At 66.0% G+C, this 25,506-nt stretch carries 27 protein-coding genes; 14 read left to right on the top strand and 13 right to left on the bottom strand.

All coding sequences use genetic code 11. From position 1 onward, the window contains the following. The first annotated feature begins 88 nt into the window (after positions 1–88). On the top strand, positions 89–817 hold the full coding sequence (locus BSY238_RS12530) for a hypothetical protein (protein WP_069039433.1): 729 nt from the start codon (positions 89–91) through the stop codon (positions 815–817). Between the two features lie 26 nt (positions 818–843). Here BSY238_RS12530 and BSY238_RS12525 read toward each other — a convergent pair whose 3' ends face one another. The 13 genes from BSY238_RS12525 to BSY238_RS12465 all read right to left on the bottom strand — a co-directional run bounded on the left by BSY238_RS12525 (position 844) and on the right by BSY238_RS12465 (position 10,932). Then, the gene (locus BSY238_RS12525) at positions 844–1,653 is read right to left on the bottom strand and encodes a DUF2189 domain-containing protein (protein WP_069039432.1); all 810 of its coding nucleotides are present in this window, start codon (positions 1,651–1,653) and stop codon (positions 844–846) included. 101 nt (positions 1,654–1,754) lie between these two features. Beyond that, a complete protein-coding gene (gene hisD / locus BSY238_RS12520) occupies positions 1,755–3,059 on the bottom strand; it encodes a histidinol dehydrogenase (protein WP_069039431.1) in 1,305 nt (434 codons plus the stop codon). After that, positions 3,056–3,697 carry an ATP phosphoribosyltransferase gene (gene hisG / locus BSY238_RS12515; protein ID WP_069039430.1) on the bottom strand — a complete coding sequence of 214 codons (642 nt, stop codon included), beginning with the start codon at positions 3,695–3,697 and terminating at the stop codon, positions 3,056–3,058. The genes hisD and hisG overlap by 4 nt, the downstream gene beginning before the upstream one ends. Before the next feature lie 32 nt (positions 3,698–3,729). Then, positions 3,730–4,992, bottom strand: a complete 1,263-nt coding sequence (gene murA / locus BSY238_RS12510; protein ID WP_069039429.1) for a UDP-N-acetylglucosamine 1-carboxyvinyltransferase — start codon at positions 4,990–4,992, stop codon at positions 3,730–3,732. Positions 4,993–4,999: 7 nt separating this feature from the next. Next, positions 5,000–5,233 carry a BolA family protein gene (locus BSY238_RS12505; RefSeq protein ID WP_069039428.1) on the bottom strand — a complete coding sequence of 78 codons (234 nt, stop codon included), beginning with the start codon at positions 5,231–5,233 and terminating at the stop codon, positions 5,000–5,002. 1 nt (position 5,234) lies between these two features. Beyond that, on the bottom strand, positions 5,235–5,993 hold the full coding sequence (locus BSY238_RS12500; protein ID WP_069039427.1) for an ABC transporter permease: 759 nt from the start codon (positions 5,991–5,993) through the stop codon (positions 5,235–5,237). Next, the gene (locus tag BSY238_RS12495; protein ID WP_069040657.1) at positions 5,990–6,904 is read right to left on the bottom strand and encodes an ABC transporter ATP-binding protein; all 915 of its coding nucleotides are present in this window, start codon (positions 6,902–6,904) and stop codon (positions 5,990–5,992) included. The genes BSY238_RS12500 and BSY238_RS12495 overlap by 4 nt, the downstream gene beginning before the upstream one ends. Positions 6,905–6,952: 48 nt before the next feature. Further along, the gene (locus BSY238_RS12490) at positions 6,953–7,249 is read right to left on the bottom strand and encodes an STAS domain-containing protein (protein WP_069039426.1); all 297 of its coding nucleotides are present in this window, start codon (positions 7,247–7,249) and stop codon (positions 6,953–6,955) included. Next, the gene (locus tag BSY238_RS12485; protein ID WP_069039425.1) at positions 7,246–7,866 is read right to left on the bottom strand and encodes an MlaC/ttg2D family ABC transporter substrate-binding protein; all 621 of its coding nucleotides are present in this window, start codon (positions 7,864–7,866) and stop codon (positions 7,246–7,248) included. The genes BSY238_RS12490 and BSY238_RS12485 overlap by 4 nt, the downstream gene beginning before the upstream one ends. Positions 7,867–7,956: 90 nt before the next feature. After that, on the bottom strand, positions 7,957–8,820 hold the full coding sequence (locus tag BSY238_RS12480; RefSeq protein ID WP_069039424.1) for an MlaA family lipoprotein: 864 nt from the start codon (positions 8,818–8,820) through the stop codon (positions 7,957–7,959). Positions 8,821–8,852: 32 nt separating this feature from the next. Next, positions 8,853–9,329, bottom strand: coding sequence for an outer membrane lipid asymmetry maintenance protein MlaD (mlaD, locus tag BSY238_RS12475; protein ID WP_069039423.1), 477 nt, complete (start codon positions 9,327–9,329; stop codon positions 8,853–8,855). Beyond that, positions 9,326–10,114, bottom strand: coding sequence for a lipid asymmetry maintenance ABC transporter permease subunit MlaE (gene mlaE, locus BSY238_RS12470; protein ID WP_069039422.1), 789 nt, complete (start codon positions 10,112–10,114; stop codon positions 9,326–9,328). The genes mlaD and mlaE overlap by 4 nt, the downstream gene beginning before the upstream one ends. Continuing rightward, positions 10,111–10,932, bottom strand: a complete 822-nt coding sequence (locus tag BSY238_RS12465; protein ID WP_069039421.1) for an ABC transporter ATP-binding protein — start codon at positions 10,930–10,932, stop codon at positions 10,111–10,113. Before BSY238_RS12465 ends, mlaE begins: the two co-directional genes overlap by 4 nt. Before the next feature lie 104 nt (positions 10,933–11,036). On the opposite strand from BSY238_RS12465, the gene BSY238_RS12460 reads away from it, so the two are divergent. From BSY238_RS12460 to BSY238_RS12405, 13 genes are all read left to right on the top strand, one after another. Next, positions 11,037–12,488 (top strand): sigma-54-dependent transcriptional regulator, encoded by a 1,452-nt coding sequence (locus BSY238_RS12460; RefSeq protein WP_069039420.1) that lies wholly within the window; start codon positions 11,037–11,039, stop codon positions 12,486–12,488. Position 12,489: 1 nt separating this feature from the next. Continuing rightward, positions 12,490–13,965, top strand: coding sequence for an ExeA family protein (locus tag BSY238_RS12455; protein ID WP_069039419.1), 1,476 nt, complete (start codon positions 12,490–12,492; stop codon positions 13,963–13,965). Positions 13,966–14,080: 115 nt separating this feature from the next. Next, positions 14,081–15,829, top strand: a complete 1,749-nt coding sequence (locus BSY238_RS12450) for a pilus (MSHA type) biogenesis protein MshL (protein WP_069039418.1) — start codon at positions 14,081–14,083, stop codon at positions 15,827–15,829. After that, complete coding sequence (locus tag BSY238_RS18810; RefSeq protein ID WP_223300126.1) at positions 15,826–16,509, top strand: hypothetical protein; 684 nt, start codon at positions 15,826–15,828, stop codon at positions 16,507–16,509. The genes BSY238_RS12450 and BSY238_RS18810 overlap by 4 nt, the downstream gene beginning before the upstream one ends. A 3-nt stretch (positions 16,510–16,512) precedes the next feature. Continuing rightward, complete coding sequence (locus BSY238_RS18805; protein WP_223300354.1) at positions 16,513–17,070, top strand: tetratricopeptide repeat protein; 558 nt, start codon at positions 16,513–16,515, stop codon at positions 17,068–17,070. Between the two features lie 4 nt (positions 17,071–17,074). Continuing rightward, positions 17,075–18,814, top strand: a complete 1,740-nt coding sequence (locus BSY238_RS12440; RefSeq protein ID WP_150123941.1) for a GspE/PulE family protein — start codon at positions 17,075–17,077, stop codon at positions 18,812–18,814. Positions 18,815–18,816: 2 nt separating this feature from the next. Further along, the gene (locus BSY238_RS12435) at positions 18,817–20,019 is read left to right on the top strand and encodes a type II secretion system F family protein (RefSeq protein ID WP_069039416.1); all 1,203 of its coding nucleotides are present in this window, start codon (positions 18,817–18,819) and stop codon (positions 20,017–20,019) included. Continuing rightward, the gene (locus tag BSY238_RS12430; RefSeq protein ID WP_069039415.1) at positions 20,019–21,542 is read left to right on the top strand and encodes a hypothetical protein; all 1,524 of its coding nucleotides are present in this window, start codon (positions 20,019–20,021) and stop codon (positions 21,540–21,542) included. The genes BSY238_RS12435 and BSY238_RS12430 overlap by 1 nt, the downstream gene beginning before the upstream one ends. Next, the gene (locus tag BSY238_RS12425; protein ID WP_069039414.1) at positions 21,539–22,141 is read left to right on the top strand and encodes a hypothetical protein; all 603 of its coding nucleotides are present in this window, start codon (positions 21,539–21,541) and stop codon (positions 22,139–22,141) included. The genes BSY238_RS12430 and BSY238_RS12425 overlap by 4 nt, the downstream gene beginning before the upstream one ends. Further along, entirely contained in the window at positions 22,138–22,542 is a 405-nt protein-coding gene (locus tag BSY238_RS12420; protein WP_069039413.1) for a hypothetical protein, read from the top strand. The genes BSY238_RS12425 and BSY238_RS12420 overlap by 4 nt, the downstream gene beginning before the upstream one ends. Continuing rightward, entirely contained in the window at positions 22,539–23,465 is a 927-nt protein-coding gene (locus tag BSY238_RS12415; RefSeq protein ID WP_069039412.1) for a hypothetical protein, read from the top strand. The genes BSY238_RS12420 and BSY238_RS12415 overlap by 4 nt, the downstream gene beginning before the upstream one ends. Continuing rightward, a complete protein-coding gene (locus tag BSY238_RS12410) occupies positions 23,462–24,187 on the top strand; it encodes a type II secretion system protein (RefSeq protein WP_069039411.1) in 726 nt (241 codons plus the stop codon). The genes BSY238_RS12415 and BSY238_RS12410 overlap by 4 nt, the downstream gene beginning before the upstream one ends. Further along, complete coding sequence (locus BSY238_RS12405) at positions 24,184–25,506, top strand: adenylate/guanylate cyclase domain-containing protein (RefSeq protein ID WP_069039410.1); 1,323 nt, start codon at positions 24,184–24,186, stop codon at positions 25,504–25,506. The genes BSY238_RS12410 and BSY238_RS12405 overlap by 4 nt, the downstream gene beginning before the upstream one ends.

Raw genomic sequence — 25,506 nt, 5'->3', positions numbered from 1 at the left:
AAGCAGCATTTGTAGGGCTGCCAGGGACACACCCGAAGAAATCCGCCCCCCACCGGGGCGGTTCGTCACATTTCCCGAGGAGAGTCCCATGTTGTCAGCACGCAAGCTTCTGGCTGTCTCGCTGTGCCTGTCGGCGCAGCACACATTCGCACTGAGTACCGGTGACATTGCGTTCACCGCACTGAATACCGATGAAGACGGCTGGGCGATCGTCGCCCTGGCCGAACTGGCTGCCGACAGCACGATCTACTTCACGGACAGCAACTGGGGCGGCGCCGCATTTTCAAGCGCCGAGGGCTTTCACACCTGGAGTATCGGCGCGGCAGCTATTTCGGCCGGCAGCGTGATCCGCTTCAGCCAGATCGATCAGGCCGGCCGCGCGGCATCGATCGGCACGCTGACCTCGTCAGGCAGCCGCGCGCTGAGCAGCACGGCCGAAACCGTGTACGCCTACCTGGGCACGGCTGCCAACAGCCCGACCACCTTCCTCGCCGCGGTGTCGTCCGAAGCAAACGCCGCGGCCACGATCGCGCTGGCTGCCGCCGGGCTGCAGGCCGGCGTCAACGCCGTCATTCTGCCGGCCAGCACCGACTTCGCCGAATACACCGGGCCGCGCAGCGGCGAAGCGGATTTCGCGGCCTATCGGCTGCTGGTCAATGCCGCATCGAACTGGACCGGCTTCACGGACGGCGACCACGCGAGCGCGCAACCAGACCTCGCAGCATTTTCGGTATCGGTGTCGCCAGTGCCGGAAGTGTCCGGAGGCTGGATGATGTTGGCAGGCCTTGCGCTGGTGGCCGCGCGCCTGCGCCGATAACGCACCGGCGCGCCGGGCGGGAGAGCTCAGGGCGCTGGCAGCGGTTCGACCAGCGCCCTGTAGGCATGCCATGTCGCGTGCCCGATCAGCGGCATCAGCACGATCAGGCCGAGGAACAGCGTCGTGAAGCCGGCCACGGTCAGCAATACGATCAGCACCGCCCACACCAGCATCGGGCCGGGGTTGCGGCCGAGCGCGATCAGGCTCGCCAGCATCGAAGTCACCGCGTCCTGCCGCCGGTCCAGCATCAACGGTATGGCGACCACACTGGCACCGAATACAAGTGACGCAAAGATGAAGCCGACCAGCGCATAGGCCATCAGGAACTCGACGTTCTGCAGGCTGACCACCTGTTCGACGAAGCGGCTGACGGACGGCATTTCAGAGGTATAGAACAGCGCGAAGACGACGAGCGACGCGCGCGCCCACACGAGAAAGATGATGATCAGTACCACGGCGAATACGCCGATTGCCCCCGCGTTATGCTGGCCAGCGGTGAGCGAATGCGCCAGCATGGGAGATTCACCGGCTTCGCGTCGGCGCGACAGGTCGTACAGGCCGAGCGAAAGGAAAGGACCCAGCAGCAGGAAGCCGCAGACCAGCGCCGAGGTGAGGTGATAGGCATGGCTGAACACGACTGAAAGCAGCACACCCATGAAGGCGAAGCAGCCGCCATAGAAAATGCTGGCGGCCGGATTGCCTGCTAGATCCGCAGCGCCCTTGGCAAGCCAGTCGAACGGCGCGAACAAACCCACTTCGCGGACGACCGGAAACGGAAGCCCCTGTGCATCACCCCGGGCCGGACTGTCTCCGGTCGGCAGTTCCGATGGCTGCATGCGCACTCCCCTCATCCGCATCACTGCATTGATGCGCGCCGACTACCCTGCCGACGCGTGACCCGGCGCCACTGTACGCCGAGTCACCGCAGTCGGGGGAATCAGTCCCTCAGGCGCATTTCCGCCGAACGAGCGTGCGCCTGCAGACCTTCGCCATGCGCGAGCACCGACGCGATGCGACCAAGCTTCTGCGCGCCTTCAGCGGAAATTTCGAGGATGGACGTGCGCTTCTGGAAGTCGTACACGCCGAGCGGGCTGGAGAAGCGCGCGCTGCGCATGGTCGGCAGCACGTGGTTCGGGCCGGCGCAGTAGTCGCCAAGTGCCTCGACCGAGTAGTGGCCAAGGAACATCGCGCCCGCGTGCCGGATGCGGTCCACCCAATCACGCGGCGTTTCCGTGCAGATTTCCAGGTGCTCCGGCGCGATCCGGTTGGCGATGTCGCACGCCTCGCCCAGGTCGCGCACCTTGATCAGCGCCCCGCGATTGGCGAGGGACGTGGTGATGGTGTCGCGCCGTGGCATGCCGGGCAGCATGCGGTCGATCGAAGCATGAACGCGATCGATGAACGCGGCATCGGTGCACAGCAGTATGGACTGAGCCAGCTCGTCATGCTCGGCCTGGGCGAACAGGTCCATCGCCACCCAGTCCGGATTGCCGTGGCCATCGGAAATGATCAGCACCTCGGACGGACCGGCCACCATGTCGATGCCGACCGTACCGAACACCCGGCGCTTGGCGCTGGCCACGTAGGCATTGCCCGGACCGACGATCTTGTCCACCTGCGGAATGCTTTGTGTGCCGTAGGCTAGCGCTCCGACCGCCTGGGCGCCCCCTATCGTGAACACGCGATCGACCCCGGTGATGGCGGCGGCCGCAAGCACCAGCGCATTGCGCTCGCCACCCGGCGTCGGCACGACCATGATCAATTCCGACACGCCCGCCACCTTGGCCGGCACGGCGTTCATCAGCACCGAACTGGGGTAGGACGCGCGGCCGCCCGGCACATACAGGCCGACACGATCAAGCGGCGTCACCTTCTGGCCCAGCTTGGTGCCGTCGGCTTCGGTGTATTCCCACGACACCTGCTTCTGGCGCTCGTGATACAGGCGCACGCGGTCGGCCGCCTCCACCAACGCCGCACGCTGCTCGTCGCCCAGGCTTGCATAGGCCTCGTCGAGCACGCTGCGTGGCAGTTCGAGTTCGACCATCGACGCCGCGTTGAGGCGGTCGAAGCGGCGCGTGCAGTCGAGTACGGCTTCGTCGCCGCGCGCGCGCACGTCGCGCAGGATGCCGGCCACGGCCGCTTCGATGGCGTCGTCGGTCGAAGCATCGAAGGCGAGCAGCGCATCGAGCTGTTCGATGAAATCCGGCGCGCCGGAATCCATGCGTCGGATGGCCGTACTCATTGCACCGCCCCGGCGATCGCCTCGAGTATCGGCGACAGCGCATCGTGCTTCACCTTCAGTGAAGCCTGATTGATGATGAGACGCGAGCTGATGTCCATGATGTGTTCGACCTCGACCAGATTGTTCGCACGCAGCGTGCCGCCGCTGCTGACCAGATCGACGATGGCGTCGGCCAGACCGACCAGCGGCGCCAGTTCCATCGATCCGTACAGCTTGATCAGGTCGACGTGGACGCCCTTGGCCGCGAAATGTTCGCGCGCCGTGTGCACATACTTGGTCGCCACCTTGAGGCGCGCGCCGCGGCGCACCGCCTGCTCGTAGTCGAAACCGGCCTGCGTTGCCACGCTCAGCCGGCAGCACGCAATCTTCAGGTCGATCGGCTGGTACAGGCCGGCGCCGCCGTGTTCCAGCAGCACATCCTTGCCGGCGATGCCGATGTCGGCCGCGCCGTACTGGACATAGGTCGGTGTATCCGACGCGCGCACGATGACCAGGCGTACATCCGGCCGGTTGGTGCCGATAATGAGCTTGCGCGACGTTTCGGGATCATCGGTCGGTTCGATGCCGGCTGCCGCGAGCAGCGGCAGCGTTTCTTCGAAAATGCGACCCTTGGACAGGGCGAGGGTGATGCCTTGCACGGTGTGCCTCTTGATGGGTGATTCGGCGGCGCTCAGGACAAACGTCTGACGGTGGCGCCGAGCGCGGTCAGTTTCTGTTCGATGCGCTCGTAGCCGCGATCCAGATGATAGATGCGTTCGATCACGGTTTCACCGCGCGCCACGAGGCCGGCGATGATCAGTCCGGCCGACGCGCGCAGATCGGTCGCCATGACGGTCGCCCCGTCGAGCTGCGCCACGCCCTGCACCACCGCAGTATTGCCGTCGATACGGATGTCCGCGCCCAGCCGGGCCAGTTCGACCGCATGCATGAAGCGGTTCTCGAAAATCGTTTCGCGGATGATGGACGTGCCTTCGGCCAGCGCATTGATCGCCATGAACTGTGCCTGCATGTCGGTCGGGAAAGCCGGATAGGGCGCCGTGCGGATCGACACCGCCTTCAGGCGCTGGGGCGCCCGCAGCACGATGGCTTCGAACGACGGCGACTTTTCGGTGCGGATGTCGCAGCCTGCATCCATCAGCTTGTCGACCACGGCGTCGAGATAGGCGGCCGACGTGCCGGTCAGACGGATTTCACCGCCGGTGGCCGCCGCCGCACACAGATAGGTACCGGTTTCGATGCGGTCCGGCATGATGCGATGCGTCGCGCCGTGCAAGCGCTCGACGCCCTGAATGCGGATCACGTCGCTGCCGGCGCCTGATATGCGCGCGCCCATGGCGACCAGACAGTTCGCCAGATCGACGACTTCGGGCTCGCGGGCGGCGTTCTCGATCACCGTTTCGCCTTCGGCCAGCACAGCCGCCATCATCAGGTTTTCGGTACCGGTCACGGTCACCATGTCGGTGAACAGCCGTGCGCCACGCAGGCGCGACGTGCGCGCGACGACATAGCCGTGTTCCACCGCGATGTCGGCGCCCATCGCCGTCAGACCCTTGATGTGCTGATCGACCGGTCGCGCGCCGATCGCGCAGCCGCCCGGCAGCGACACCTTCGCCTCGCCGCAGCGGGCGACCAGCGGGCCGAGCACGAGGATGGAGGCGCGCATGGTTTTCACCATTTCGTACGGCGCCAGCGGATTGTCCAGCCCGGATGCGTCCAGCGTGACGATGGAACCGTCGCGCTGCACCGCCACGCCCATCTGCGCCAGCAGCTTGAGCATGGTGCCGATGTCGTTGAGTTGCGGCACATTGGTCAGCGTCAGCGGCTCGCGTGTCAGCAGTGCGGCGCACAGGATCGGCAGCGCCGCATTCTTCGCACCCGACATTTCGGCCTCACCCTGCAGGCGATGGCCGCCTTCGATCAACAGCTTGTCCATCGTGCGTTCAGGCCTTCCACTCGGCCGGCGTCAGCGTCTTCATCGACAGCGCATGGATTTCCTCACGCATGCGATCGCCCAGCGCGGCGTAGACGAGCTGGTGACGACGGATGCGGGTCAGACCGTCGAACTCGGCGGACACGATGACCGCCTCGAAATGCTGGCCGTCGCCGGACACCTGACAGTGATCACAGGCGATGCCGGCCGTGATGGAGGATTCGATGCTTTGCGGAGTAACCATATCAATTTCTCAATTTGTAGCCGCGGGCCAGCATTTTCAGCGTGGCATAAGTCAAGGCCACGAAACTGCCGCCTGCGACGAGGGCACTGATCCACGGCGAAACATCCGACTGGCCGAAAAAGCCGTAGCGGAAACCATCGATCATGTAGAAAAATGGATTGACGTGCGACACCGTCTGCCAGAACGCCGGCAGCGAGTGGATGGAGTAGAACACACCGGACAGGAAGGTGAGCGGCATCACGACGAAATTCTGGAAGGCTGCCAGCTGATCGAACTTGTCGGCCCAGATGCCGGCGATCACGCCGAGGCTGGCCAGTATGGCGCCGCCCAATGTGGCGAAAAAAATTATCCACAGCGGATGCGCATAGGGCAGTTCGACGAACCACAGCGTCACCAGCCAGACGCCGGCGCCGACCACCAGCCCGCGGATGACCGCCGCCAGCACATAGGCGGCGTAGAACTCGCGATACGAAATCGGCGGCAGCAGCACGAATACGATGTTGCCGGTCACCTTCGACTGGATCAGCGATGAGGAACTGTTGGAGAACGCGTTCTGCAGCAGGCTCATCATCACCAGACCGGGTACCAGGAAGGCCGTGTAGCTCACGCCACCGTACACTTCGACCTGACGGTCGAGCACGTGCGAAAACACCAGCAGGTAGAGCAGCGCAGTCAGCACCGGCGCGCCGACGGTCTGGAAGCCGACCTTCCAGAAGCGCAGCACCTCCTTATATAGAAGGGTACGCAGCGCGATGCTCACGCGGCCTCCTGCATGATGGAAATGAACACGTCTTCCAGATCCGGACGGACCAGTTCGATCTCTTCCAGCCCGACGCCAGCTGCGTGCAGGCGGGCGAGGCAGGCGCTTACCGCATCGGCGTTGTCGAGCGCAAGCGCGACGCGCCCATCTGCGGTCACGCGCGCCGCGGCGCGCAGATCGACTGGCAGCGCAACGTCGCCGCGCAGGCGAAGACGCAGCGTCTGCTGGATAGGCCGCGCCAGCAGATCGGCGGTATTGTCGAGTGCAATCACCCGCCCCTGCTTCAGCATGGCGATGCGCCCGCACAGACTTTCCGCTTCTTCCAGATAGTGAGTGGTCAGCACGATGGTGTGGCCCTGCCGGTTCAGATCGCGCACAAAGGCCCACAGTCCCTGACGCAACTCGACATCGACGCCTGCAGTCGGTTCGTCGAGCACGATGACCGGCGGCCGGTGCACCAGAGCCTGCGCGACCAGCACCCGCCGCTTCATGCCACCGGACAGCGCGCGCATGTTCACGTCTGCCTTCGTGTGGAGATCGAGGTGATGCAGTATTTCGTCTATCCAGTCATCGTTGCGACGCAAGCCGAAGTAGCCGGACTGGATGCGCAGTGTTTCGCGCACTGTGAAGAAGGGATCGAATACGAGTTCCTGCGGCACCACACCCAGGTTGCGCCGTGCATCGCGATAGTCGGCAACGACGTCGTGCCCCATTACCTGTATCACGCCGGAGTCGGCGCGTCCAAGTCCGGCAAGCAGGGAGATCAGCGTGGTCTTGCCGGCACCGTTCGGGCCGAGCAGGCCGAAGAATTCACCCTGCCGAACGTTCAGGGATACATGATCAAGCGCCTGAAGCGAGCCGTATCGCTTGCAGACGCCATCGATCAGCAAGGCGGCGGAAGGATCAGACATGGACATGCATCGGGGCGGGCACCGCGGCGGTGCCGGGAATGACAGCGATCAGCGTGCGGACGACGCGGCGTCAAGTCCGCAGAACGACGACACTTCGTACAGATTGGACAGGCTGAGCAGTCCTTCGGGGGCACCGACGACCGGCAGCGGACCCGCCGAACCCGACGACGCACGTTCCCAGGCAAGCAGTACGGCGATCGCAGCCGAATCCACTTCGCTCACTCCGGACAGATCGATCGATCTGGCCGATCCGATCAATGCGAGACCGGCGTCGCGCAGACTGACCGCCTCGGCCAGGCGCATCGCGCCGGTCACCCGCAGTACATCTCCATCCAGCGCAATCATTTTGCCGCGGCTGCCGGCGGAGAATTCTTGGAGCGCAGGGACTTGACGAGACCGTCGACGCCGCCGGCACGAATTTCGGCGGCAAAGGTTTCGCGATAATTGGTCACAAGACTGACACCCGCGACGCTGACGTCATACACCTTCCAGCCTTCGCCGTTCTTCTCGAGCGCATAGTCGATCGGGATCGGACGTCCGCCTGCGCGAACGACCTTGGTCTTGACCGTCACGTCGGTCTGCTCGGGCGCCATGCGGAACGGATCGAATTCAACCGTCTCGTTCTTGTAGCTGGTCAAGGCATTCGAATAGGTGCGCACCAGCAGCGTACGAAACTCGGTGATCAGCTGACCCTTCTGCTCGTCCGACGCATTCGTCCACTCGCGACCCATGGCCAGCTGCGTCATGCGCGAAAAATTGAAGTGAGGGATCACCTGGGTTTCCACCAGTTCTGCCGCGCGCTTCTTGTCGCCCGCCTTGATGGCCGCATCGGTCCGCAGGGTGTTCAACACCTCTTCGGTCACTTCCTTGACGAGCGTATCGGGCGTCTTCGCGACGTTCGCCTGGGCGCTGGCGCTCAGGGCGAAAGTCAGCAGAAACAGTTGAAATATGCGTTTGAACATGGGTTCTCCCAGATGAAAAAGGCCTGTCGCCACGCGACAGGCCGTCTAGACCACACGGCCCCGCCAGACTGGCCGGGGGCACTGAAGCGGTCAGTTTGACGCTACTGCTAGCTCGGTCGAAGCCTGCGAACTCATGGCATCAACGCCCATGGTGGCAGGTGTGCCGACAAGCATGAAGCGCCAAGTTGCTTCAATCGGTAACATCGTCATCAGGTTTTCGCTCGGCGTGAGCTGTGCGAACGGGCTTTCGCGCGGTGCATTTCCGTCATAGATCAGGCTGCGGCGACGTTGCAGATATGCATCCCGCACGTAGGCGTACTTGTCGAGCGCGGCGGCTTCGATCGCGCTTTCGGCCTTCAGGAAATCGGCGCGCATATCGATGGCACGCAGTGCAAGCGCGGAATTGCGGACCGAGACCGGGTCGTGGTTGGCGACCGGATCGATCCAGACATCCACCAGGAAACCTCCGGTATCACGCAGCGTGCGCGGTCCGATGATCGGCAGCACGACATACGCGCCATCGCCAACGCCCCAGCGGCCCAAGGTCTGACCGAAATCTTCCTCGTGCTTTTCGAGACCCATGCCGGTGGCCACGTCGAACAGACCGACGATGCCGATGGTCGTATTGATCACAACGCGCCCGACATCGGACAGTGCTTCGCCCGGCTTGCCCTGGATCAGGTTGTTGAAACCGATCCACAGATCCGCGATGTTGCCGAAGAAGTTCGACACCCCGGTCTGGACAGGCGTCGGCGTGATGTAGTCATAGCCCTGCGCGACGGGCTTGATGAGCGCCTTGTCGACCGTTTCGTTGAACGAAAAGATCGCGCGATTGAACCCTTCGATCGGATCCTTCGGATTGCCCGAGGTCGCGCAACCAGTCATCAGCGCTGCAGCGATGGCTGCAGCGAGCACCGGACGCATATTCGATGTCTGCTTTTTTGTATGGGTCATCTGGAGAGCTTCCCGGCTATGCATTACGCACATCACTGCTCGGGAGCCTGCGGGCTCTCGGCAGCCTTGTTGAACATGAACTGACTTATCAGCTTTTCAAGCACTACCGCAGACTGCGTTTTCGTTATCGTTGCGCCGGCGGCGAGCATTTCCGTATCGCCACCGACTTCAAAACCGATGTACTGCTCGCCAAGCAAGCCTGACGTCAGGATGGTCGCAAACGTGTCACGCGGGAAAACATACCGCTTATCGACATCCATCTTGACCACCGCGACATAAAGAGTGGGATCAAAGGTGATTTCCGTCACCCGCCCGACCACAACGCCCGAACTTTTTACGGGCGCACGCGGCTTCAGGCCACCGATGTTATCAAAGTTGGCTTGCAGCCTGTATGTCTCGCCTATGTTAGCGGACGCAAGGTTGCCGACCTTTAGTGCCAGAAACAACACCGCGGCCACGCCGATCGCCACGAACACACCGACCCAGAGGTCGAGCACAGTACGGTTCATCCGTTACCCCTGAACATGAAGGATGTAAGCACAAAGTCCAGCGCCAGTATGGTGAGCGCCGAATTGACAACAGTTCGCGTGATCGCGCGTGACACGCCCTCGGCGGTCGGGGCCGAATCGTAACCTTCGAAAACCGCGATCAGCGACACCGCAAAGCCGAACACCACACTCTTGATGATGCCGTTCACGATGTCGTAGCGGAAATCGACCGATGCCTGCATCTGCGACCAGAAGGCACCATCGTCGACCCCGATGAACACGACACCGATGAACCAGGCACCGAACACGCCCATCATCGAAAACAGCGCGGCCAGCAGCGGCATCGAAATGACGCCGCCCCAGAAGCGCGGCGCCACGACACGCGCGATCGGGTCGACCGCCATCATGTCCATCGCCTTGAGCTGCTCGGTTGTCTTCATCAGACCGATTTCGGCCGTCAGCGCCGAACCTGCGCGGCTGGCGAACAGCAGCCCGGCGACCACCGGCCCCAGTTCGCGCACCAGCGACAGCGCCACCAGAATGCCCAGCGCCTCGCTCGAACCGTAGCGCTGCAGCGTTTCGTACCCCTGCAGACCGAGCACCAGACCGACGAAGAAGCCAGACACCATGATGATGATCAGCGACAGCACGCCGGTCGAAAACACCTCGCGGATGGTCAGCGAGAAGCGCGAAAAGGCCGTGCCCGAGCGCATCAGCACGGCGACGAAGAAGCGGCTGGCAAAGCCCAGCCGCCACAGTCCGTCCAGCGTGCGCGCGCCCATCGAGCGCAGCACCCGCGCGATCATGCGTGTGTCTCCATCAGGGTTGTCCTGTAGTCGTCGCCCGGGAAATGGAACGGCAGTGGCCCGTCGATTTCCGCATTGACGAACTGATGCACGAATGGATCGGTCGAGGCGCGAATGTCGTCCGGCGTACCTTCGGCTACCACCTTGCCGGCCGACAGGAAATACAGGTAGTCGACGATTTCGAGCGATTCGTGCACGTCGTGCGTCACCATGATCGAACTTGCTCCAAGCGCGTCATTGAGCCGGCGGATCAACTGGCCAACCACGGCAAGGGAAATCGGGTCAAGCCCGGCAAACGGCTCGTCGTACATGATGAGCATCGGGTCGAGCGCCACGGCACGAGCCAGCGCGACGCGACGCGCCATGCCTCCGGACAGTTCGGCCGGCATCAGCTTCCACGCACCGCGCAACCCGACTGCATGCAGTTTGGTCATGACCAGGTCGCGGATCATGTCGGGCGGAAGGTCGGTGTGTTCGCGCAACGGAAAGGCCACGTTGTCGAACACGTTCAGATCGGTGAACAGCGCGCCAAACTGGAACAGCATGCCCATGCGCCGCCTGGCGGCATACATTTCGCGGCGCGACAGCCGTGCAAGCTCCTGACCGTCCACCGTCAGGTGGCCCGCCGTCGGTTTGAGCTGGCCTCCTATCAGGCGCAGCAATGTCGTCTTCCCGCAGCCGCTGCCGCCCATGATGGCGACCAGCTTGCCGCGCGGAATGCGCAGATTGATGCCGGAAAGAATGGGCCGCGTGTCGTAGGCAAAGTCGACGTTCTTCAGGTCGACCAGGATGTCTTCGGCCGGTGGGGACAGTGACACGAGAACGGAGTATGCAGGTGGCAGGGAGCGTGATTGTAGCAGAGGCACTCCGCAGGCCGCAGCGACGCAGCTGGATGCGTGATCGGCGTGCGCTATCATCGGCCATGACCTTCGCGAATGCTGACCGCCCGACGAGAACCGAAGCGCCGCGGCCCGGACTGCTGATCGTCGATGACGATCCGCTGATTGCCGATTCACTGAGCTTCATGCTCGAGGCGGATTTTCTCGTCACCAGCCGCGCCTCGCGCAGTGCGGCCATCGCGTGGCTGCGCGAGCAGCCGGCGCCTCCGAAACTGGCGCTGATCGATCTCGGGCTGCCGCCCTGCCCGCATCGGCCGGATGAAGGTTATGCACTGATCGCCGACCTGTTGGCTCATGCGCCGGACACCCGAATCGTGGTGCTGTCCGGTCAGGGAGAAGACGGCCTAGCACGCCATGCCCGTGCCCTCGGCGCCATGGAATTCGTGTCCAAACCGGCGCAGCCTGCGGCACTGCATGCGCTGCTGCGGCAACTGGCCGACACCTGCAGCCCGCCGCCACCCGACCTGCCGGCGCTGATCGGAGACAGCGAGCCGGTCATCCGGCTGCGTGCGCAGATCGTGCAGTACGCCGACCTGCCGTATCCGGTGCTGGTAGAAGGCGAGTCGGGCACCGGAAAGGACATTGTCGCCAACTGCCTGCACGCCGGCACGACGCGCGGCGGCCAGCCTTTTCTGGCGCTCAACTGCGCCGCCATTTCGCCCAGTCTGGTCGAACCGACGCTGTTCGGCCATGCGCGCGGCGCGTTCACCGGCGCACAGACGGCACGTGCAGGCTATTTCGAGGAGGCCGCGTCAGGCAGCCTGTTCCTCGACGAAATCGGCGAATTGCCGCTCGACCTCCAGGCCAAGCTGCTGCGCGTGCTCGAGAACGGCGAGTACCAGCGGGTCGGCGAAACGCAGTTGCGTCGTTCAAGCGCGCGCATCATCGCGGCCACCAATCGCGATCTGAGCGAGGAAGTCCGTGCCGGGCGCTTCCGGTCGGATCTGTATCACCGGCTCAGCGTATTCACGATCACCCTGCCGGCGTTGCGCGACATGGGCAGCGACCGGCTGCAGCTGCTCGAGCACTTCCGCGGGCAGTTCTGCTCCCAACTCGAAAGACTGCCGTTTTCGCTGTCAGCCGACGCGCGAGCGGCCTGGCTGGCGTACGGATTTCCCGGCAACGTGCGCGAACTGCGCAATATCGTCATCCGGCTGTCGACCAAGTATCCCGGGCGCAAAGTGGAACTGGCCGATCTGCAGGCGGAATTCGACCCGGCCGGCAACACACCGGCCGGGCCGGCGCTGTACGACGCACCGGCGCGCGAGCTGTCGGATGTCGCACTCGACGAGCTGCGCGCCGGCGGCTTCCGGCTCGACGCCCGGCTGCGCGAATGGGAAAGCGCCTACATAGACGCTGCCATGCGTCTGGCGCGCGGCAATGTCAGTGCGGCGGCACGTCTGCTGGGCATCGCGCGCACGACGCTGTACCACCGCATGGACGCGCCGGATACCGACGCCGTACGCGGCGACTGACATGTACCTCGAACACTTCGGCCTGCGCGAGTCGCCGTTCCGCATCACCCCGCATGCCGATTTCTTCTTCGGCGGCGCGAACCGCCGGGCACTGCTCGACGCGCTGGTCTACGCGCTCGGACGCGAAGAGGGGCTGGTCAAGGTCAGTGGCGAAGTCGGCACCGGCAAGACCATGCTGGCGCGAGTGCTGATCGATCACCTGCCCGCCCATCTGCGCGCCATCTATCTTGCCGACCCGCTGATGAACCGGGGCGAACTGCTGGCCGTGCTGGCCGACGAGCTGGGCTGCGCACCGGCCACCGGCAGCGAGGGCAGCGCGCACCGGTTGCTGCGAGCGGTACAGGAGGCGCTGGTGGCCGAATTCGCCGCCGGCCGCCAGATCGTGCTGCTGATCGACGAAGCGCATGCGATGCCGGCGGAAACGCTGGAACAGATCCGCTTGCTGTCCAACCTCGAATCCGAACGCCACAAGCTGATCAAGATCGCGCTGTTCGGCCAGCCGGAGCTGGACGACCTGCTGGCGCGCACCGACATGCGGCAACTGAAGGACCGCATCACCCAGCACTTCCGGCTTGACCCGCTGCAGCCGGACGACGTCGGCACCTACATCGATTTCCGCATGCGCGCCGCCGGCTATCGCGGACCGAACGTATTCGACGCCGCCGCGGTGACGCGGATCGCGCGCGATTCAGGCGGGTTGACACGTCGAATCAACATCCTGGCCGACAAGGCGTTGCTGGCGGCGTTCGCACGCGGCGCGCACGGGGTCACGGCAGCCGACGCCGCGCGCGCGTTCGCCGACACCGAACTGCGCGTGCCGGCACCGGGCGGCGTCACGCCGACCCGGCTGGGGCTGGCCGTCGCGGCATCCGTCGCGCTGCTGGCTACCGGTTTTCTGCTTGGGCGCAACGTCGAGCGGCCGACGGCCGAGACAAGCCTCCGGGCGGCGACCGCCGGCGGTATGGCGGCAGCCCCCGTGACCGAGCGCGCACCGGAGCCGCCGCCAACGGCCACTTCGGAGACCGATCAGACCACCCCACCGGCAGCTGCGGTGGCCGAGCCGCCTGCCTTACCGGTTGCTGCACTGCCGGACGCCATCGCATCAGCCCCGCCCGCCGCTGCACCGGAGCCGGTCGTACCGCCCCCGACACCCGCCGACGACCTGACGTCGCTGCTGGCATCGAGCAAGTCGTGGACGACCTCGGCGCCCGACGACCGCTGGTTCATCCAGTTGATCTCGGCCCCGGCCGCCCAGGGCGAACAGGTCGAGCGCTATGTCCGGCGCGCCCGGCGTACGCTCGATGCACAGCAGTTGCGGGCCTATCGCGCCGACACCGCGGGCGGCACGAAGCTGGCGGTGATCTACGGCGACTTTCCGGATCAGCGAAGTGCGCAGCAGGCGCTCGCCACGCTGCCGGACTGGATCGCCACCGCACGGCCGATTGCGCGGCCGGTGCGCAGCCTGCGCCAGCCCTGAAAATGCCAAAGGCATTGACCAAAAGGCCTGTGCTGCGCATCATGTTGATCGACCGCGGATTCCGCGTACCATCCGAATTCAGTTTGATTCCGAGTCACCGTCCGTCTCCGTGCCCATGACCGCATTGCTGCGCCCCGTTCTGCCCTGCGCCGTGATCGCGGCCCTGCTTGCCGGTTGTGCGGCCCATACCCCCCAGCCGATGTCGGATGCGCACGTCGTGGCGAAGAAGGCTGACGGGGCCGCCAACGCAGCGCGCGAAGGCATTCCGCCGCCGGTCGCCCGCCCGCTGTCGCCGCCGCAGCCTCAGCCGCGGCACAAGTCGGAAACCTACAGCGTGGTGGTCAACCGGGTGCCGGTGAATGAGTTGCTGTTCGCGCTGGCGCGTGATGCAAAGGTGAATGTAGACATCCATCCCGGCATCGAGGGGGCGGTCACGCTGAACGCGATCGACCAGACGCTGCCGCAGCTGCTCACCCGCATCGCCACCCAGGTCGACATGCGTTTCGAGCTCGACGGACCGAATCTGGTCGTGATGCCCGACGCGCCCTACCTGCGCAGCTACCGGGTCGATTACGTCAACATGTCGCGCGATGTGACCGGTGCGGTATCGATCAACACGCAGATCGCCTCGACCAGCTCGGCGGCGGTCACCGGCACCGGCGGCACGGCGAACGTCGCAACGCAGACAGGCAATGCCGGCAACAGCTCCAGCACCCGCATCGAAAACGTCGCGAAGAACCGCTTCTGGGAATCGCTGGAACGCAATATCCGCGACCTGCTGCACGAAACCGACAAGCTGCTGCCGGACACGATGACAGAACCGGCAGCCGCGCCGGTTGCCGGCTCCGATCCGGCAACGACCGCCCCGCCGGTCGAGCGGCGCGCCACCTTCCGCGAGGCGGCGGCGGTCATCCTGAATGCCGAAACCGGCGTCATCAATGTGCGTGCCACCTCGCGTCAGCACGAAAAGGTGCAGGAATTCATCAGCCAGGTGACGCGCATCGCTCGCCGCCAGGTACTCATTGAAGCGACCATCGCCGAAGTGCAGCTGACCGACAACTACCAGCAGGGCATCGACTGGACCGCGTTTGCCGGCGGCGGCAAGCGCGGCGGCGCCACGGTGTCGCTCAACACCACCTCGACCGACCTGACGACCAATGCGCCGTTCGCCATCGGTCTGGGTCGCAACCGCGAGCTGGTCGACAGCATCAAGCTGCTGGAAACCTATGGCGACGTGAAGGTGCTGTCCAGCCCCAAGCTGTCGGTGCTGAACAACCAGACCGCGCTGCTCAAGGTGGTCAACAACATCGTCTATTTCGAAATCAAGTCGGACGTGGTCGCCAATACCAACACGCAGGCCGTGCGCAGTTTCACCGCCACGCCGCGCTCGGTATCGGTCGGTCTGGTGATGGCGGTCACGCCGCAGATCAGCGCCGACGGCTTCGTGCTGCTGAACGTGCGGCCGACCATTTCGCGCAAGGTGGGCGACGCGCAGGACCCGACGCCTGACCTGAGCTCGCCCAATCTGGTGCCGGTCATCCAGACGCGCGAACTCGAATCGGTCATGCGCGTGGCCAGCGGCGAAACCGCGGTGCTCGGCGGCCTGATGCAGGACGAACTGAACTACCGCCGCGACAGCATTCCGGGCGTGTCGGCGCTGCCCTTCATCGGCGCGCTGCTGTCGGCGCGCAACGAAACGTCGCGCAAGACCGAACTGGTCGTGCTGATCCGCCCGGTCGTGATCGAAGACGCCAGCCTCGACGGCGACTATCGTTCGCTGGTGGATTCGCTGCCGGACGAGCGCTTCATGAGGCCGACCTTCCCGCTGCCCGGCGCGAACCGGAAAACGGAGCCGGCGCAGTGAGCCTGCTGCTCGAAGCGCTGAAGAAGGCCGAGGCCGCCAAGCGGCGCGAGGAAGACCCGGCAGCCGAAAAGGAAGCCCCGCCGGCCGCAGCCCCACCGCCGGCACGCATCACACCGGCCCATGAACTGGAACTGATCGATGACGAATTCGCCCAGGCCGCGCGCTTTGCCGGGCTGGACGTACCCGAACCGCGCCTCGCCACGCCGCCGCCCCCTGCGCCCGGCGCCGAAGCGGCGCGCGTGCTGTTCGACGCGAAACGACCGGCGCCGCGCGGCAAGTCGCCACTGACCTGGCTGCTCGGTGTGGCCGGCGTGCTGCTGCTCGGCATCGTCGGCTGGGTCATGTGGCAGATCGGCCTGCTCGACAACGGTCATGCCGTCGCGCCGGTCGCCTCAACGCCGCCACCGGCGGCTCGCATCGCCGCATGGGTGCCCGCTGGCCCGTCCCAACCTCCATCCGCACCCGCCCCGGCAGTGACGCTGCCGCCCGTTGCCGGCAGCGCACCCGTAGCCGCACCCCTCGCAGCGGCAGTGCCCGAAGACGCCCTTGCGGCGGCGCCGTCGAGCCGCTTCCTGTCCGGCCAGCTCGCCGCCGATGCGCCGGCACCGACGCCACCGCCCGCAGCAGCGCCTGCTGCACCGCCGATCCGCATCACCCGCAATGCGCCCGTCATTCCGTAGGACATCAATGAAGGCTATGCCGCGTTCAACGCGGGCGAGTACGACCGCGCGCGCGTCGCGTACGAACGCGCGCTGCGAGCCGATCCGCGCAATCCGGACGCCTTGCATGGCCTGATGGCGCTGGCCGACGTGCGGGGCGACGCGCAACAGGCACGCATGCTGCTGCGGCGCATCGCCGAGATAGACCCGGCCGACCTGTCGGTGCAGGTCGCACTGAGCGAAAACGTCGATCCGGCTGCGCAGGAGGCTCGGCTGCTCAACATCGCCGCAGCGCAGCCGCAATCGGCAGCCGCGGCGTTCGCACTCGGCAATCTGTATGCCGGACAGGCACGCTGGCGCGAAGCGCAGCAGGCCTACTTCAATGCCTGGACGCTGGCACCCGACCAGCCCGACCACGCCTACAACCTTGCAGTGAGCCTCGATCAGTTGCGCCAGTCGAAGCTCGCCCTGCAGTACTACCGCGAAGCCCTGACCTTGCGCAGCCAGCGCTCGGCCGCCTTCGACGCGGACGCCGTGGCGTCCCGCGTGGCAGCGCTGCAGGCAACGCAGGATGGGCCCTGAGCACATGAACTCGCCGGCCAACGCACCGCGCCGCCCGCTCGGCCAGTTGCTGCTGGCGCAGGGGCTGGTGACCGAAGACCAGCTGCGTATCGCGCTGCAGGAACAGCAGAAGCTGAACATTCCGATGGGGCGCCTGCTGGTGCAGCTGGGCTTCGTCAGCGAAGCCACGCTGCGCGAGGCGCTCGGCGTCACGCTGGGCAAGCGTACGGTGGATCTGTCGCACGCGCTGATCGACGCCGACGCGCTGCGACTGGTACCGCAGGCGCTGGCGAAGCGGCACCGGCTGCTGCCGCTGAACTATCTGGTGAGTGCGCGCAAGCTGACGGTCGCCGTGTCCGACGTGAACGACATCGTGGCGCTCGACCAGCTGCGCGCATTGCTGCCCGAAGGCATCGAGCTCGAAACCGTCCTGGCCGGCGAGACCGAGATCGCGCATGCGATCGACCAGTCCTACGGCCACGAACTGTCGATCGAAGGCATCCTGACCGAGCTGGAGACCGGCGAGGTCGATTACCGCGCTCTGGCCTCGTCGGCCGACGAGTACAGCCAGCCGGTGGTGCGCCTGATCGACGCGCTGCTGACCGACGCGGTCAAGCGCGGCGCCTCCGACATCCACTTCGAACCGGAAGCCGGCTTCCTGCGCATCCGCTACCGAATCGACGGCCTGCTGCGCCAGATCCGCGCGCTGCACCGCTCGTACTGGCCGGCGATGGCGGTACGCATCAAGGTGGTGGCCGGCATGAACATCGCCGAAATGCGCGCGCCGCAGGACGGCCGCATTTCACTGACCATCAGCGGCCGGCCGGTCGATTTCCGCGTTTCGTCGCAACCGACGCTGCACGGCGAAAACATCGTGCTGCGCATCCTCGACCGGGCGCGCGGCATCGTCGCGCTCGACGAACTTGGACTGGCCGATTCGCAGCTCGACCAGCTGAAGCTGATGATCGCGCGCCCCGAGGGCATCATCCTCGCCACCGGTCCGACCGGCAGCGGCAAGACCACCACGCTGTATTCGGTGCTCAACCACATCAATTCCGAGGGCGTGAACATCATGACCCTCGAAGATCCGGTCGAGTACCCGATGGCGCTGATCCGCCAGACCTCGGTCGCCGAAGCGGTGAAGCTCGATTTCGCCAACGGCGTGCGTTCGATGATGCGGCAGGATCCCGACATCATCCTGGTGGGTGAAATCCGCGATGCCGAAACCGCCGAGATGGCCTTTCGCGCCGCGATGACCGGTCACCAGGTGTATTCCACGCTGCACACCAACTCGGCGCTCGGCGCCATTCCGCGCCTGCTCGACATCGGCATCCTGCCGGACATCATGGCCGGCAACATCATCGGCGTCATCGCTCAGCGCCTGCTGCGCAAGCTGTGCCTCTACTGCCGCCGGGCGCGACCGGCGGAAGCGCACGAACTGCATCTGCTCGGTCTGCGCGAGGACCGTGCGGTGCCGGACATCCACGATGCCGTGGGCTGCCCGGCGTGTGAATTCACCGGCTTTCGAGGTCGGCTGGCGGTGATGGAGCTGCTGCGCATGGATTCCGACCTCGACGAACTGGTCGCCCGGCGCGCCACCGCGCGCGAGCTGCGCAACGCCGCCCGCGCCAAGGGCTTCCGCTCGCTGGCCGAAGATGGGCTGCGACGCGTCATCGACGGCTCGACCTCGCTGGACGAACTGGCACGCGTCGTCGACCTCACCGAACGCATGGCCCAGAGCGGCCCGGACTGGTACGCGCGCTGACGATGGCGATGTTTTCGTACAAGGCGATGAACACGCAGGGCCGCATGGTGTTCGGCCGCATGGACGCCGCCAATCTGGTCGACCTCGAAATGCGCCTGAAGCGGATGCAGCTCGACTTCGTCAATGGCCAGCCGATGAAGCACGCGCAGCCGCTGTTCGGTCACAGCGTGCCGCGCCTCGAACTGATCAATTTCAGCTTTCACCTGGAACAACTGGTGCGCTCCGGCGTACCACTGATCGAAGCACTGACCGACCTGCGCGATTCGACCGAACACCCGCGCATGCGCGAAATCGTCGCCTCGCTGGTGGAAAGCATCGAAGGCGGACGATCGCTGTCGCAGGCCATGGCCGAACACCCGGCTGCATTCAGCAAGGTGTTCTGCGCACTGGTCCGTGCCGGCGAGCTGACCGGCAATCTGGCCGAGGTGCTGCGCGAACAGATCGACGCCTTCAAGTGGGAGGACGAACTGGTATCGCAGACGCGACGCCTGCTCACCTATCCGGCCATCGTCGGCACCTTCCTGCTGTTCGTCATCGCGGTACTGATGCTGGTGGTGGTGCCCGACCTCGCCCGCTTCTTCCGCAACACCGGGCTGGAGCTGCCGCTGCAGACACGCATCCTGATGGGCACCTCGGAATTCCTGCTGGCCTGGTGGCCGGCCCTGCTGGTGCTCATCATCGCGGGAGCCGTCGGCGCCGTTGCGCTGCTGCGCTACAACCCGATGGCCCGGCAGCGCTTCGATGGCTTCAAGCTGTCGGTGCCGGTGATCGGGCCGATCCTGCACAAGGTGGTGCTGTCGCGCTTCGCCAGCATGTTCGCGATGATGTATGGCGCTGGCATCCCGATCATCGACGCCGTGCGCACCTCGGAAGACGTGGTCGGCAATGAAGCCGTGCGCGATGCGCTGGCGCGTGCCGGCGCGCTGATCAGCCAGGGCCAGAACGTGACGGCCGCCTTCCAGAGCGTCGGGCTGTTTCCGCCGCTGGTCGTGCGCATGCTGCGCGTGGGCGAAAGCACCGGTGCGCTCGACCGCGCGCTGCGCGAGGTGTCCTACTTCTACACGCGCGACGTGCGCGAATCGATTGCACGCGCCCAGGCTGCGATGGAACCGACGCTGACGCTGGTGCTCGGCCTGCTGCTGATGGCCGTGGCCTTCGCCGTGCTCGGCCCGGTGTACGACATGTTGACGAAGTTGAAGACCTGATGCCGCGCCGCCACGTCCTCTATCTCGATGCAACACAGCTTGTCGCCTATGGCTGGCGCGCCGGCGAGGTGACCGAGCACGCCCGCTTCTCCAATACCCACGAAGGTGTGACGGCCTTCGCCGACTTCCTGCGCACGCACCGCGACGGCCTGTACCTGATGCTGTGTGATCTGGCCGACGAAGCCTTTGTCGCCGAAATGGTGCCTTTCGTGCGTGGCAGCGACCGCGCGGCACTGATCCGCCGCAAGCTCGGTCAGCATTTCTTCGGCACCCCGCTCACCTGCGCTCGGTCGCTCGGTCGTTCGCGTGCCGGCCGGCGCGACGAACAGATGCTGTTCTGCGCGCTGACCCGGCCCGCCCTGCTCGAGCCCTGGCTGGCCGCGCTGCGCGATGCCGATGTCGCATTGAGCGGCATACACAGCGTGGCACTGGCCAGCGAGCCGGTGCTCGAGCGGCTGCGCATCGCGCAGGGAAGCATGCTGCTGCTGGCCATCACCCGCACCGGCGTGCGGCAGAGCTTCTTCGAAGAGGGCCGCCTGCGCTTTTCGCGCCTGACGCCGCTCGGCGCGCTGTCGAGCAACGACCTGCCGCGCGCCTGCGCCGAAGAAGCCCGGCGGCTGCACCCCTATCTGCTGAGCCAGCGCCTGGTCACCCGCAACGCGCCGCTGAGCGTGCGCGTGCTCGTGCCGCCGGCGCGCATGGACGAGTTCTCGCAGGCCTGCCGCAGCAATGACATGCTGCAGTTCGAACTGATAGACAGTCATCTGGCGGCACAGCGCCTCGGGCTGCGCCCGGCGCCGGACGACCTGCACTGCGAAACGCTGTTCGTGCAGGCACTGATGCGCCAGCCGCCGGCCGAACAGTTCGCGCCGGCCGCCGAACGTCGCGCCTTCCGCGTCTGGCAGGCGCGCTTCGCGCTGATCGCCGCCGGCAGCGTGGCGCTCGCCGCCTGCCTGCTGATGGCCACGCACAGCGCGCTCGACAGCCTCGAACTGCGCGAGAAAAGCGCGCGCCTGCAGGATGACGCGAGGCGTGCCGAAAATGCCCGGCGCGACATCATCGCGCGCCTGCCGCCGACGCCGGTGCCGCTGGACACGCTGCGCGTCGTACATGAACGCAGTCTGCAACTGGAGCAGCGCAGCGCAGCGCCGGCCGGATTGCTGCAGGCGCTCGGCACCGTGCTGGAGCGTTATCCGCAGGTTGAGCTGGACCGGCTCGACTGGAAGTTGGGCAGTGCTGGCATGCCAGCGGCCGACGGACTGGCGACGGTCGAGGCGCAATTGCTGGTGCAGGCGCGACTGCCCGCCGAGTACGGCGCCCAGCAACGGCGGGCACTGGAACTGGTCGACGCGCTGGCAACCGATCTGGGCCGTGCAGCGAATGGCCTGCAGGTGAAAGTCACCCGCCCGCCGTTCGATCTGGAATCGGGTCAGGTGCTGCGCGGCGGGGTGCGCAGCGACCGCAGCGACGCCGACAGCACGCCGCAGTTCGCGCTGCTGATCAGCCGCAGGCTCGCGCCATGAACGCCGCCGACCTGAAAAAGCTGCGCGGCGCCGCCGTACTCGCCGTACTGATGGCACTTGCTGGCGCAGGTGCGCTGTGGGCGAGCGCCCGGCTGGCTGACGAAGCGAAGCAGGACCACACCCGGGCGATCGCCGCGCGTGCCATCGCACAGGGCGGGCTGGCCGCTGCGCAGGCCGAAGAGCAGGAAATCGCGCAGAAGATCGACCGCTACCGCCAGCTCGCCGCGCGCGGCGCGATCGGCGCCGAACAGCGTCTGGCATGGGTCGAACTGATCCGCGACATCCGGGCGCGACATCGCCTGGGCGCGCTCGATTATGAATTTTCGCCGCAGCGGCCACTCGATCGCACGATTGCGCCATCCGATGCCGGCCAACTCGAAGTCAGCAGCAGCACGCTGCGCCTGCGCCTGCCCTTGCTGCATGAAGGCGACCTGCTGACGCTGCTCGACGAACTGAGCCAGCGCGCGCCGGCCCTGGTGCGGGTGCGCGAATGCAGCATGATGCGGCGGGTCGTGACCGACGCCACCCCGGAAACGCTGCAGGCCGACTGCCTGCTGGACTGGATCACCTTCCGTCCGAAAGAGGGGGGAGCGTCATGAATCGCGCGCTGCTCCTTGTGCTGTGCGGCGTCGCGCATGCGGCAGCGGCAGAGCCGCTCGGGCGCCTGTTCTACAGCGAGGCGGAGCGCGCGCGGCTGGAACAGCTGCGCGGCCAGCCGGTTCAGGCAGCCACCGTGCCGCGTGCGTTCGGCATGGTGCGGCACGACGGCATCGTCGTCCGCTCGTCGGGCCCGGTGACCTGGTTCGTCAATGGCGGTGCGCTGGACGCGCGCGCACTGCCGTCGCTGCAGGCGCAGCCGGCGGGCACCGCACTGCAGCTGCCGGGCGACGCCGGTCAATCGGTCAGGCTGCGCCCGGGCGAGCGGACCGCCGTCGACGAAGCCGGTCAGGCGGCGCCGGCGTCGGGCGTGATCGATGTACAGCCGGGGCGCAGCCGATGAGCGCATGGCCGTCGACACGACAAAGACAGGGCGGCGCCGCGCTGCTGATCGCCATCGCCCTGCTCGGCCTGCTGGCCATCGCCACGCTGGCGCGCGCGCTGTCGTCGCCGGCCGGCACCGACAGCGAACTGGCCACCGAGCGCGCGCTGGCCCGGGCGCGCGATGCATTGGCCGCCTACGGTGCGCTGGGCAACAGGGGTGGCAATCAGCTCAATTCGCCGGGTGCGCTGCCCTGCCCGGACCTCGACAACGACGGCACGTCGGAAGAGCTGTCCTCGCTTTGCGACAGCCATATCGGACGCCTGCCCTGGCGCACGCTGGGCATGGGACCGGTGCTCGACGGCGCGGGCGAATGTCTGTGGTATGCGCGCAGCGCCACGTTCAGCAACAACATCCCGACCAGCCAGCGCGGCGACAGCGCGGATCGGCCAGCGCTCAACCCGGCGACGCCGGGCGGCATCGTCGAAGTCAGCGCGGCCGGCGCCGGCGCCCGGGTAGCGGCGGTGCTGATCGCACCCGGCGCGGCACTGCCCGGGCAATCGCGCAGCGGCGGCTTCGGCGAGTCCGGCTGTCGCGAAGGCAGCATCGAGCAGTTTCTCGAAGGCGTGACGGTGGCCGGCACCGCCTATACGCACACCGGCGGTGAGCACGCCATCGCGCTGCGCGCGCAGGACGACTTCAATGACCGCGTGCTCACGCTGACCACCAGCCGGTTGTTCGCCAGCGCCGGGGCGCGCGTGCTGGGCGAGATTTCGCTCGCCAGCGACGGCACACCGCCAGACGCCTGGTGGATCAAGAATCAGTGGTGCGCCCACGTCTGCGCGTCGGGCACACAGGGCGTCGTCACACTTGCCGACGGCTCACGCGTGGCGCGCGCGCTGTCGCTGCTGCCGGCCTGCGCCGGCGTATGCACCGGATCATGACGCGCCAGCGCGGCTTCACCCTGATCGAAATCGCGGTGGTGCTGACCATCGTCGCGCTGCTCAGCGTCGGAGCGATCGCCGCACTTCAGCTCGCCATGCTGCGCACGCGCATCGCCGACACGCAGGCGGCACTGCGCGAAGCGCGCGAGGCAGTCGTGGCGTTCGCCGTTGTCAACCGCTCGCTGCCCTGCCCGGCCGTGTCGGAGGTCGACGGCACCGAACAAAGCCGCGCCGGCGGCAACTGCGCCAACCGGCGCGGCCTGCTGCCCTGGCAGACGCTGGGCGTGCGCGGACTCGACGGCTGGGGCAACCGGCTCGGCTATGTCGTGTCGCAAAACACCACCGCGGCGCGCAGTCTGGTCGTCGCCCCCGGCCAGCGCATCGCATTGACCGGCGAAGGCGACGTCACGATCCTTAGCCGCGACGCAGCCGGCGCAGAAGTGACGTTGAACAGCCCCACGGCAGTCGCCTTCGCACTGTGGTCGCATGGCGAAAACGGACGCGGCGCCACGACGGCGGTCGGCAGCCTGATCCCCCACGATTCAGCCAGCAACGCCGACGAACAGGCCAACAGTTCCCAGCCGGGTACATCAGTCGCGCTGTACGCGCGCGACGGCAGCGTGAACAGCGCCGCAGGCGGCGGCGAATTCGATGACCTGGTGGTGTGGGAATCGCGCTTCGTGTTGTTCGGCCGCATGATGAATGCGGGGCAATTGCCGTGAGCGCAGCGGCACCCGGCTTCCTGTCGCGCCTGCGCAGTGGCGGCATCCTTCCCGGCGACAGCCCTGAAGAGCGGCTGAACAAGTCGCTTCTGGTGCTGGCGACCGGTCTGGTTTGCGTGGCTTCGATGCTGTGGCTGGCGGTGTATTGGTCGATCGGGCCGCAACTGTCCGCGACCTTGCCTTTCGCCTACCAGCTGCTGCTGGCCGGCAACCTGCTGCTGTACATCCGCAGCGGCAACTTCAAGCTTTTCCGCACGACCCAGCTCGGACTGTTCCTGTTCGTGCCCTTTGTCGCCCAGTGGGCCATCGGCAACTTCATCACCGCCAGCGGCATCCTGCTGTGGGGTTTGCTGGCGCCGGTGGGCGCCATCCTGTGCATCGGCGCGCGTGAGGCGCTGGCGTGGTTCTTCGCCTACGCCTTCCTGATCGTGCTGACCGGTGTGTTCGACTTCTATCTTGCAGACGCGAGCACCTACCGCAACGCCACCGTGTCGGTGGAAACCAGCGTGGTGTTCTTCGCGCTCAACTTTCTCGCCATTTCGACCATCGTGTTCATGCTGTTGCGCTTCGCGATAGAACAGAAACAGCGCACCGCCAGTCAGCTCGCCGAAGCGCATGCGCTGCTGGAATGCGAACAGGAACGCTCGGAACGGCTGCTGCTGAACATCCTGCCCGGCCCGGTCGCCGAACGCCTGAAGCAGAACGAAAAGAACATCGCAGATGGGTTTGCCGACGTCAGCGTCATGTTTGCCGACATCGTGAACTTCACCCAGGTCGCCGCCGGCATGACGCCGGCCCAAGTGTTCTCGATGCTCAACCGCGTGTTTTCACGCTTCGACGAGCAGGCGGGTGCGCGTGGTCTGGAGAAGATCAAGACCATCGGCGACGCCTACATGGTGGCCGGCGGCCTGAACGAAAACACGTCGGACTACACCGCCGCGCTGGCCGATCTGGCACTCGAAATGCGCGACTGGCTCAGGAACCAGACCACCGGCACCGGCGTGCTGCTCGATCTGCGCATCGGCATCGGCACCGGACCGGTCGTCGCCGGCGTCGTGGGCAAGAAGAAATTTATCTATGACCTGTGGGGCGACACGGTCAATCTGGCCAGTCGCATCACGACCGAAGGCGTGCCCGGCATGGTGCAGGTCGACACCACGACTTACCTTCGCCTGCGCAACCGTTTTGACTTCCACCCGCCGCAGACGCTCTATCTGAAAGGCAAGGGCGACACCGTGGTGTATCGGCTGATCGGACGCAAGGATCAACCGTCTGCGTTGGCCGGCGGCGGCGTCGATATCCTGCTCGATGCGCGATGA

This window comes from Methyloversatilis sp. RAC08 (assembly GCF_001713355.1).
In the GTDB taxonomy this organism is placed as follows: Bacteria; Pseudomonadota; Gammaproteobacteria; order Burkholderiales; family Rhodocyclaceae; genus Methyloversatilis.
This window is presented reverse-complemented; position numbering and strand designations above follow the sequence as displayed.

Excerpts from the sequence above, each read along its gene's own strand:
- BSY238_RS12530 (WP_069039433.1), top strand. The coding sequence starts at position 89 with ATGTTGTCAGCACGCAAGCTTCTGGCTGTCTCGCTGTGCCTGTCGGCG.
- BSY238_RS12525 (WP_069039432.1), bottom strand. The coding sequence starts at position 1,653 with ATGCAGCCATCGGAACTGCCGACCGGAGACAGTCCGGCCCGGGGTGAT.
- hisD (WP_069039431.1), bottom strand. The coding sequence starts at position 3,059 with ATGAGTACGGCCATCCGACGCATGGATTCCGGCGCGCCGGATTTCATC.
- murA (WP_069039429.1), bottom strand. The coding sequence starts at position 4,992 with ATGGACAAGCTGTTGATCGAAGGCGGCCATCGCCTGCAGGGTGAGGCC.
- BSY238_RS12505 (WP_069039428.1), bottom strand. The coding sequence starts at position 5,233 with ATGGTTACTCCGCAAAGCATCGAATCCTCCATCACGGCCGGCATCGCC.
- BSY238_RS12495 (WP_069040657.1), bottom strand. The coding sequence starts at position 6,904 with ATGTCTGATCCTTCCGCCGCCTTGCTGATCGATGGCGTCTGCAAGCGA.
- BSY238_RS12490 (WP_069039426.1), bottom strand. The coding sequence starts at position 7,249 with ATGATTGCGCTGGATGGAGATGTACTGCGGGTGACCGGCGCGATGCGC.
- BSY238_RS12485 (WP_069039425.1), bottom strand. The coding sequence starts at position 7,866 with ATGTTCAAACGCATATTTCAACTGTTTCTGCTGACTTTCGCCCTGAGC.
- BSY238_RS12480 (WP_069039424.1), bottom strand. The coding sequence starts at position 8,820 with ATGACCCATACAAAAAAGCAGACATCGAATATGCGTCCGGTGCTCGCT.
- mlaD (WP_069039423.1), bottom strand. The coding sequence starts at position 9,329 with ATGAACCGTACTGTGCTCGACCTCTGGGTCGGTGTGTTCGTGGCGATC.
- mlaE (WP_069039422.1), bottom strand. The coding sequence starts at position 10,114 with ATGATCGCGCGGGTGCTGCGCTCGATGGGCGCGCGCACGCTGGACGGA.
- BSY238_RS12460 (WP_069039420.1), top strand. The coding sequence starts at position 11,037 with ATGACCTTCGCGAATGCTGACCGCCCGACGAGAACCGAAGCGCCGCGG.
- BSY238_RS12455 (WP_069039419.1), top strand. The coding sequence starts at position 12,490 with ATGTACCTCGAACACTTCGGCCTGCGCGAGTCGCCGTTCCGCATCACC.
- BSY238_RS12450 (WP_069039418.1), top strand. The coding sequence starts at position 14,081 with ATGACCGCATTGCTGCGCCCCGTTCTGCCCTGCGCCGTGATCGCGGCC.
- BSY238_RS12440 (WP_150123941.1), top strand. The coding sequence starts at position 17,075 with ATGAACTCGCCGGCCAACGCACCGCGCCGCCCGCTCGGCCAGTTGCTG.
- BSY238_RS12435 (WP_069039416.1), top strand. The coding sequence starts at position 18,817 with ATGGCGATGTTTTCGTACAAGGCGATGAACACGCAGGGCCGCATGGTG.
- BSY238_RS12430 (WP_069039415.1), top strand. The coding sequence starts at position 20,019 with ATGCCGCGCCGCCACGTCCTCTATCTCGATGCAACACAGCTTGTCGCC.
- BSY238_RS12425 (WP_069039414.1), top strand. The coding sequence starts at position 21,539 with ATGAACGCCGCCGACCTGAAAAAGCTGCGCGGCGCCGCCGTACTCGCC.
- BSY238_RS12420 (WP_069039413.1), top strand. The coding sequence starts at position 22,138 with ATGAATCGCGCGCTGCTCCTTGTGCTGTGCGGCGTCGCGCATGCGGCA.
- BSY238_RS12415 (WP_069039412.1), top strand. The coding sequence starts at position 22,539 with ATGAGCGCATGGCCGTCGACACGACAAAGACAGGGCGGCGCCGCGCTG.
- BSY238_RS12410 (WP_069039411.1), top strand. The coding sequence starts at position 23,462 with ATGACGCGCCAGCGCGGCTTCACCCTGATCGAAATCGCGGTGGTGCTG.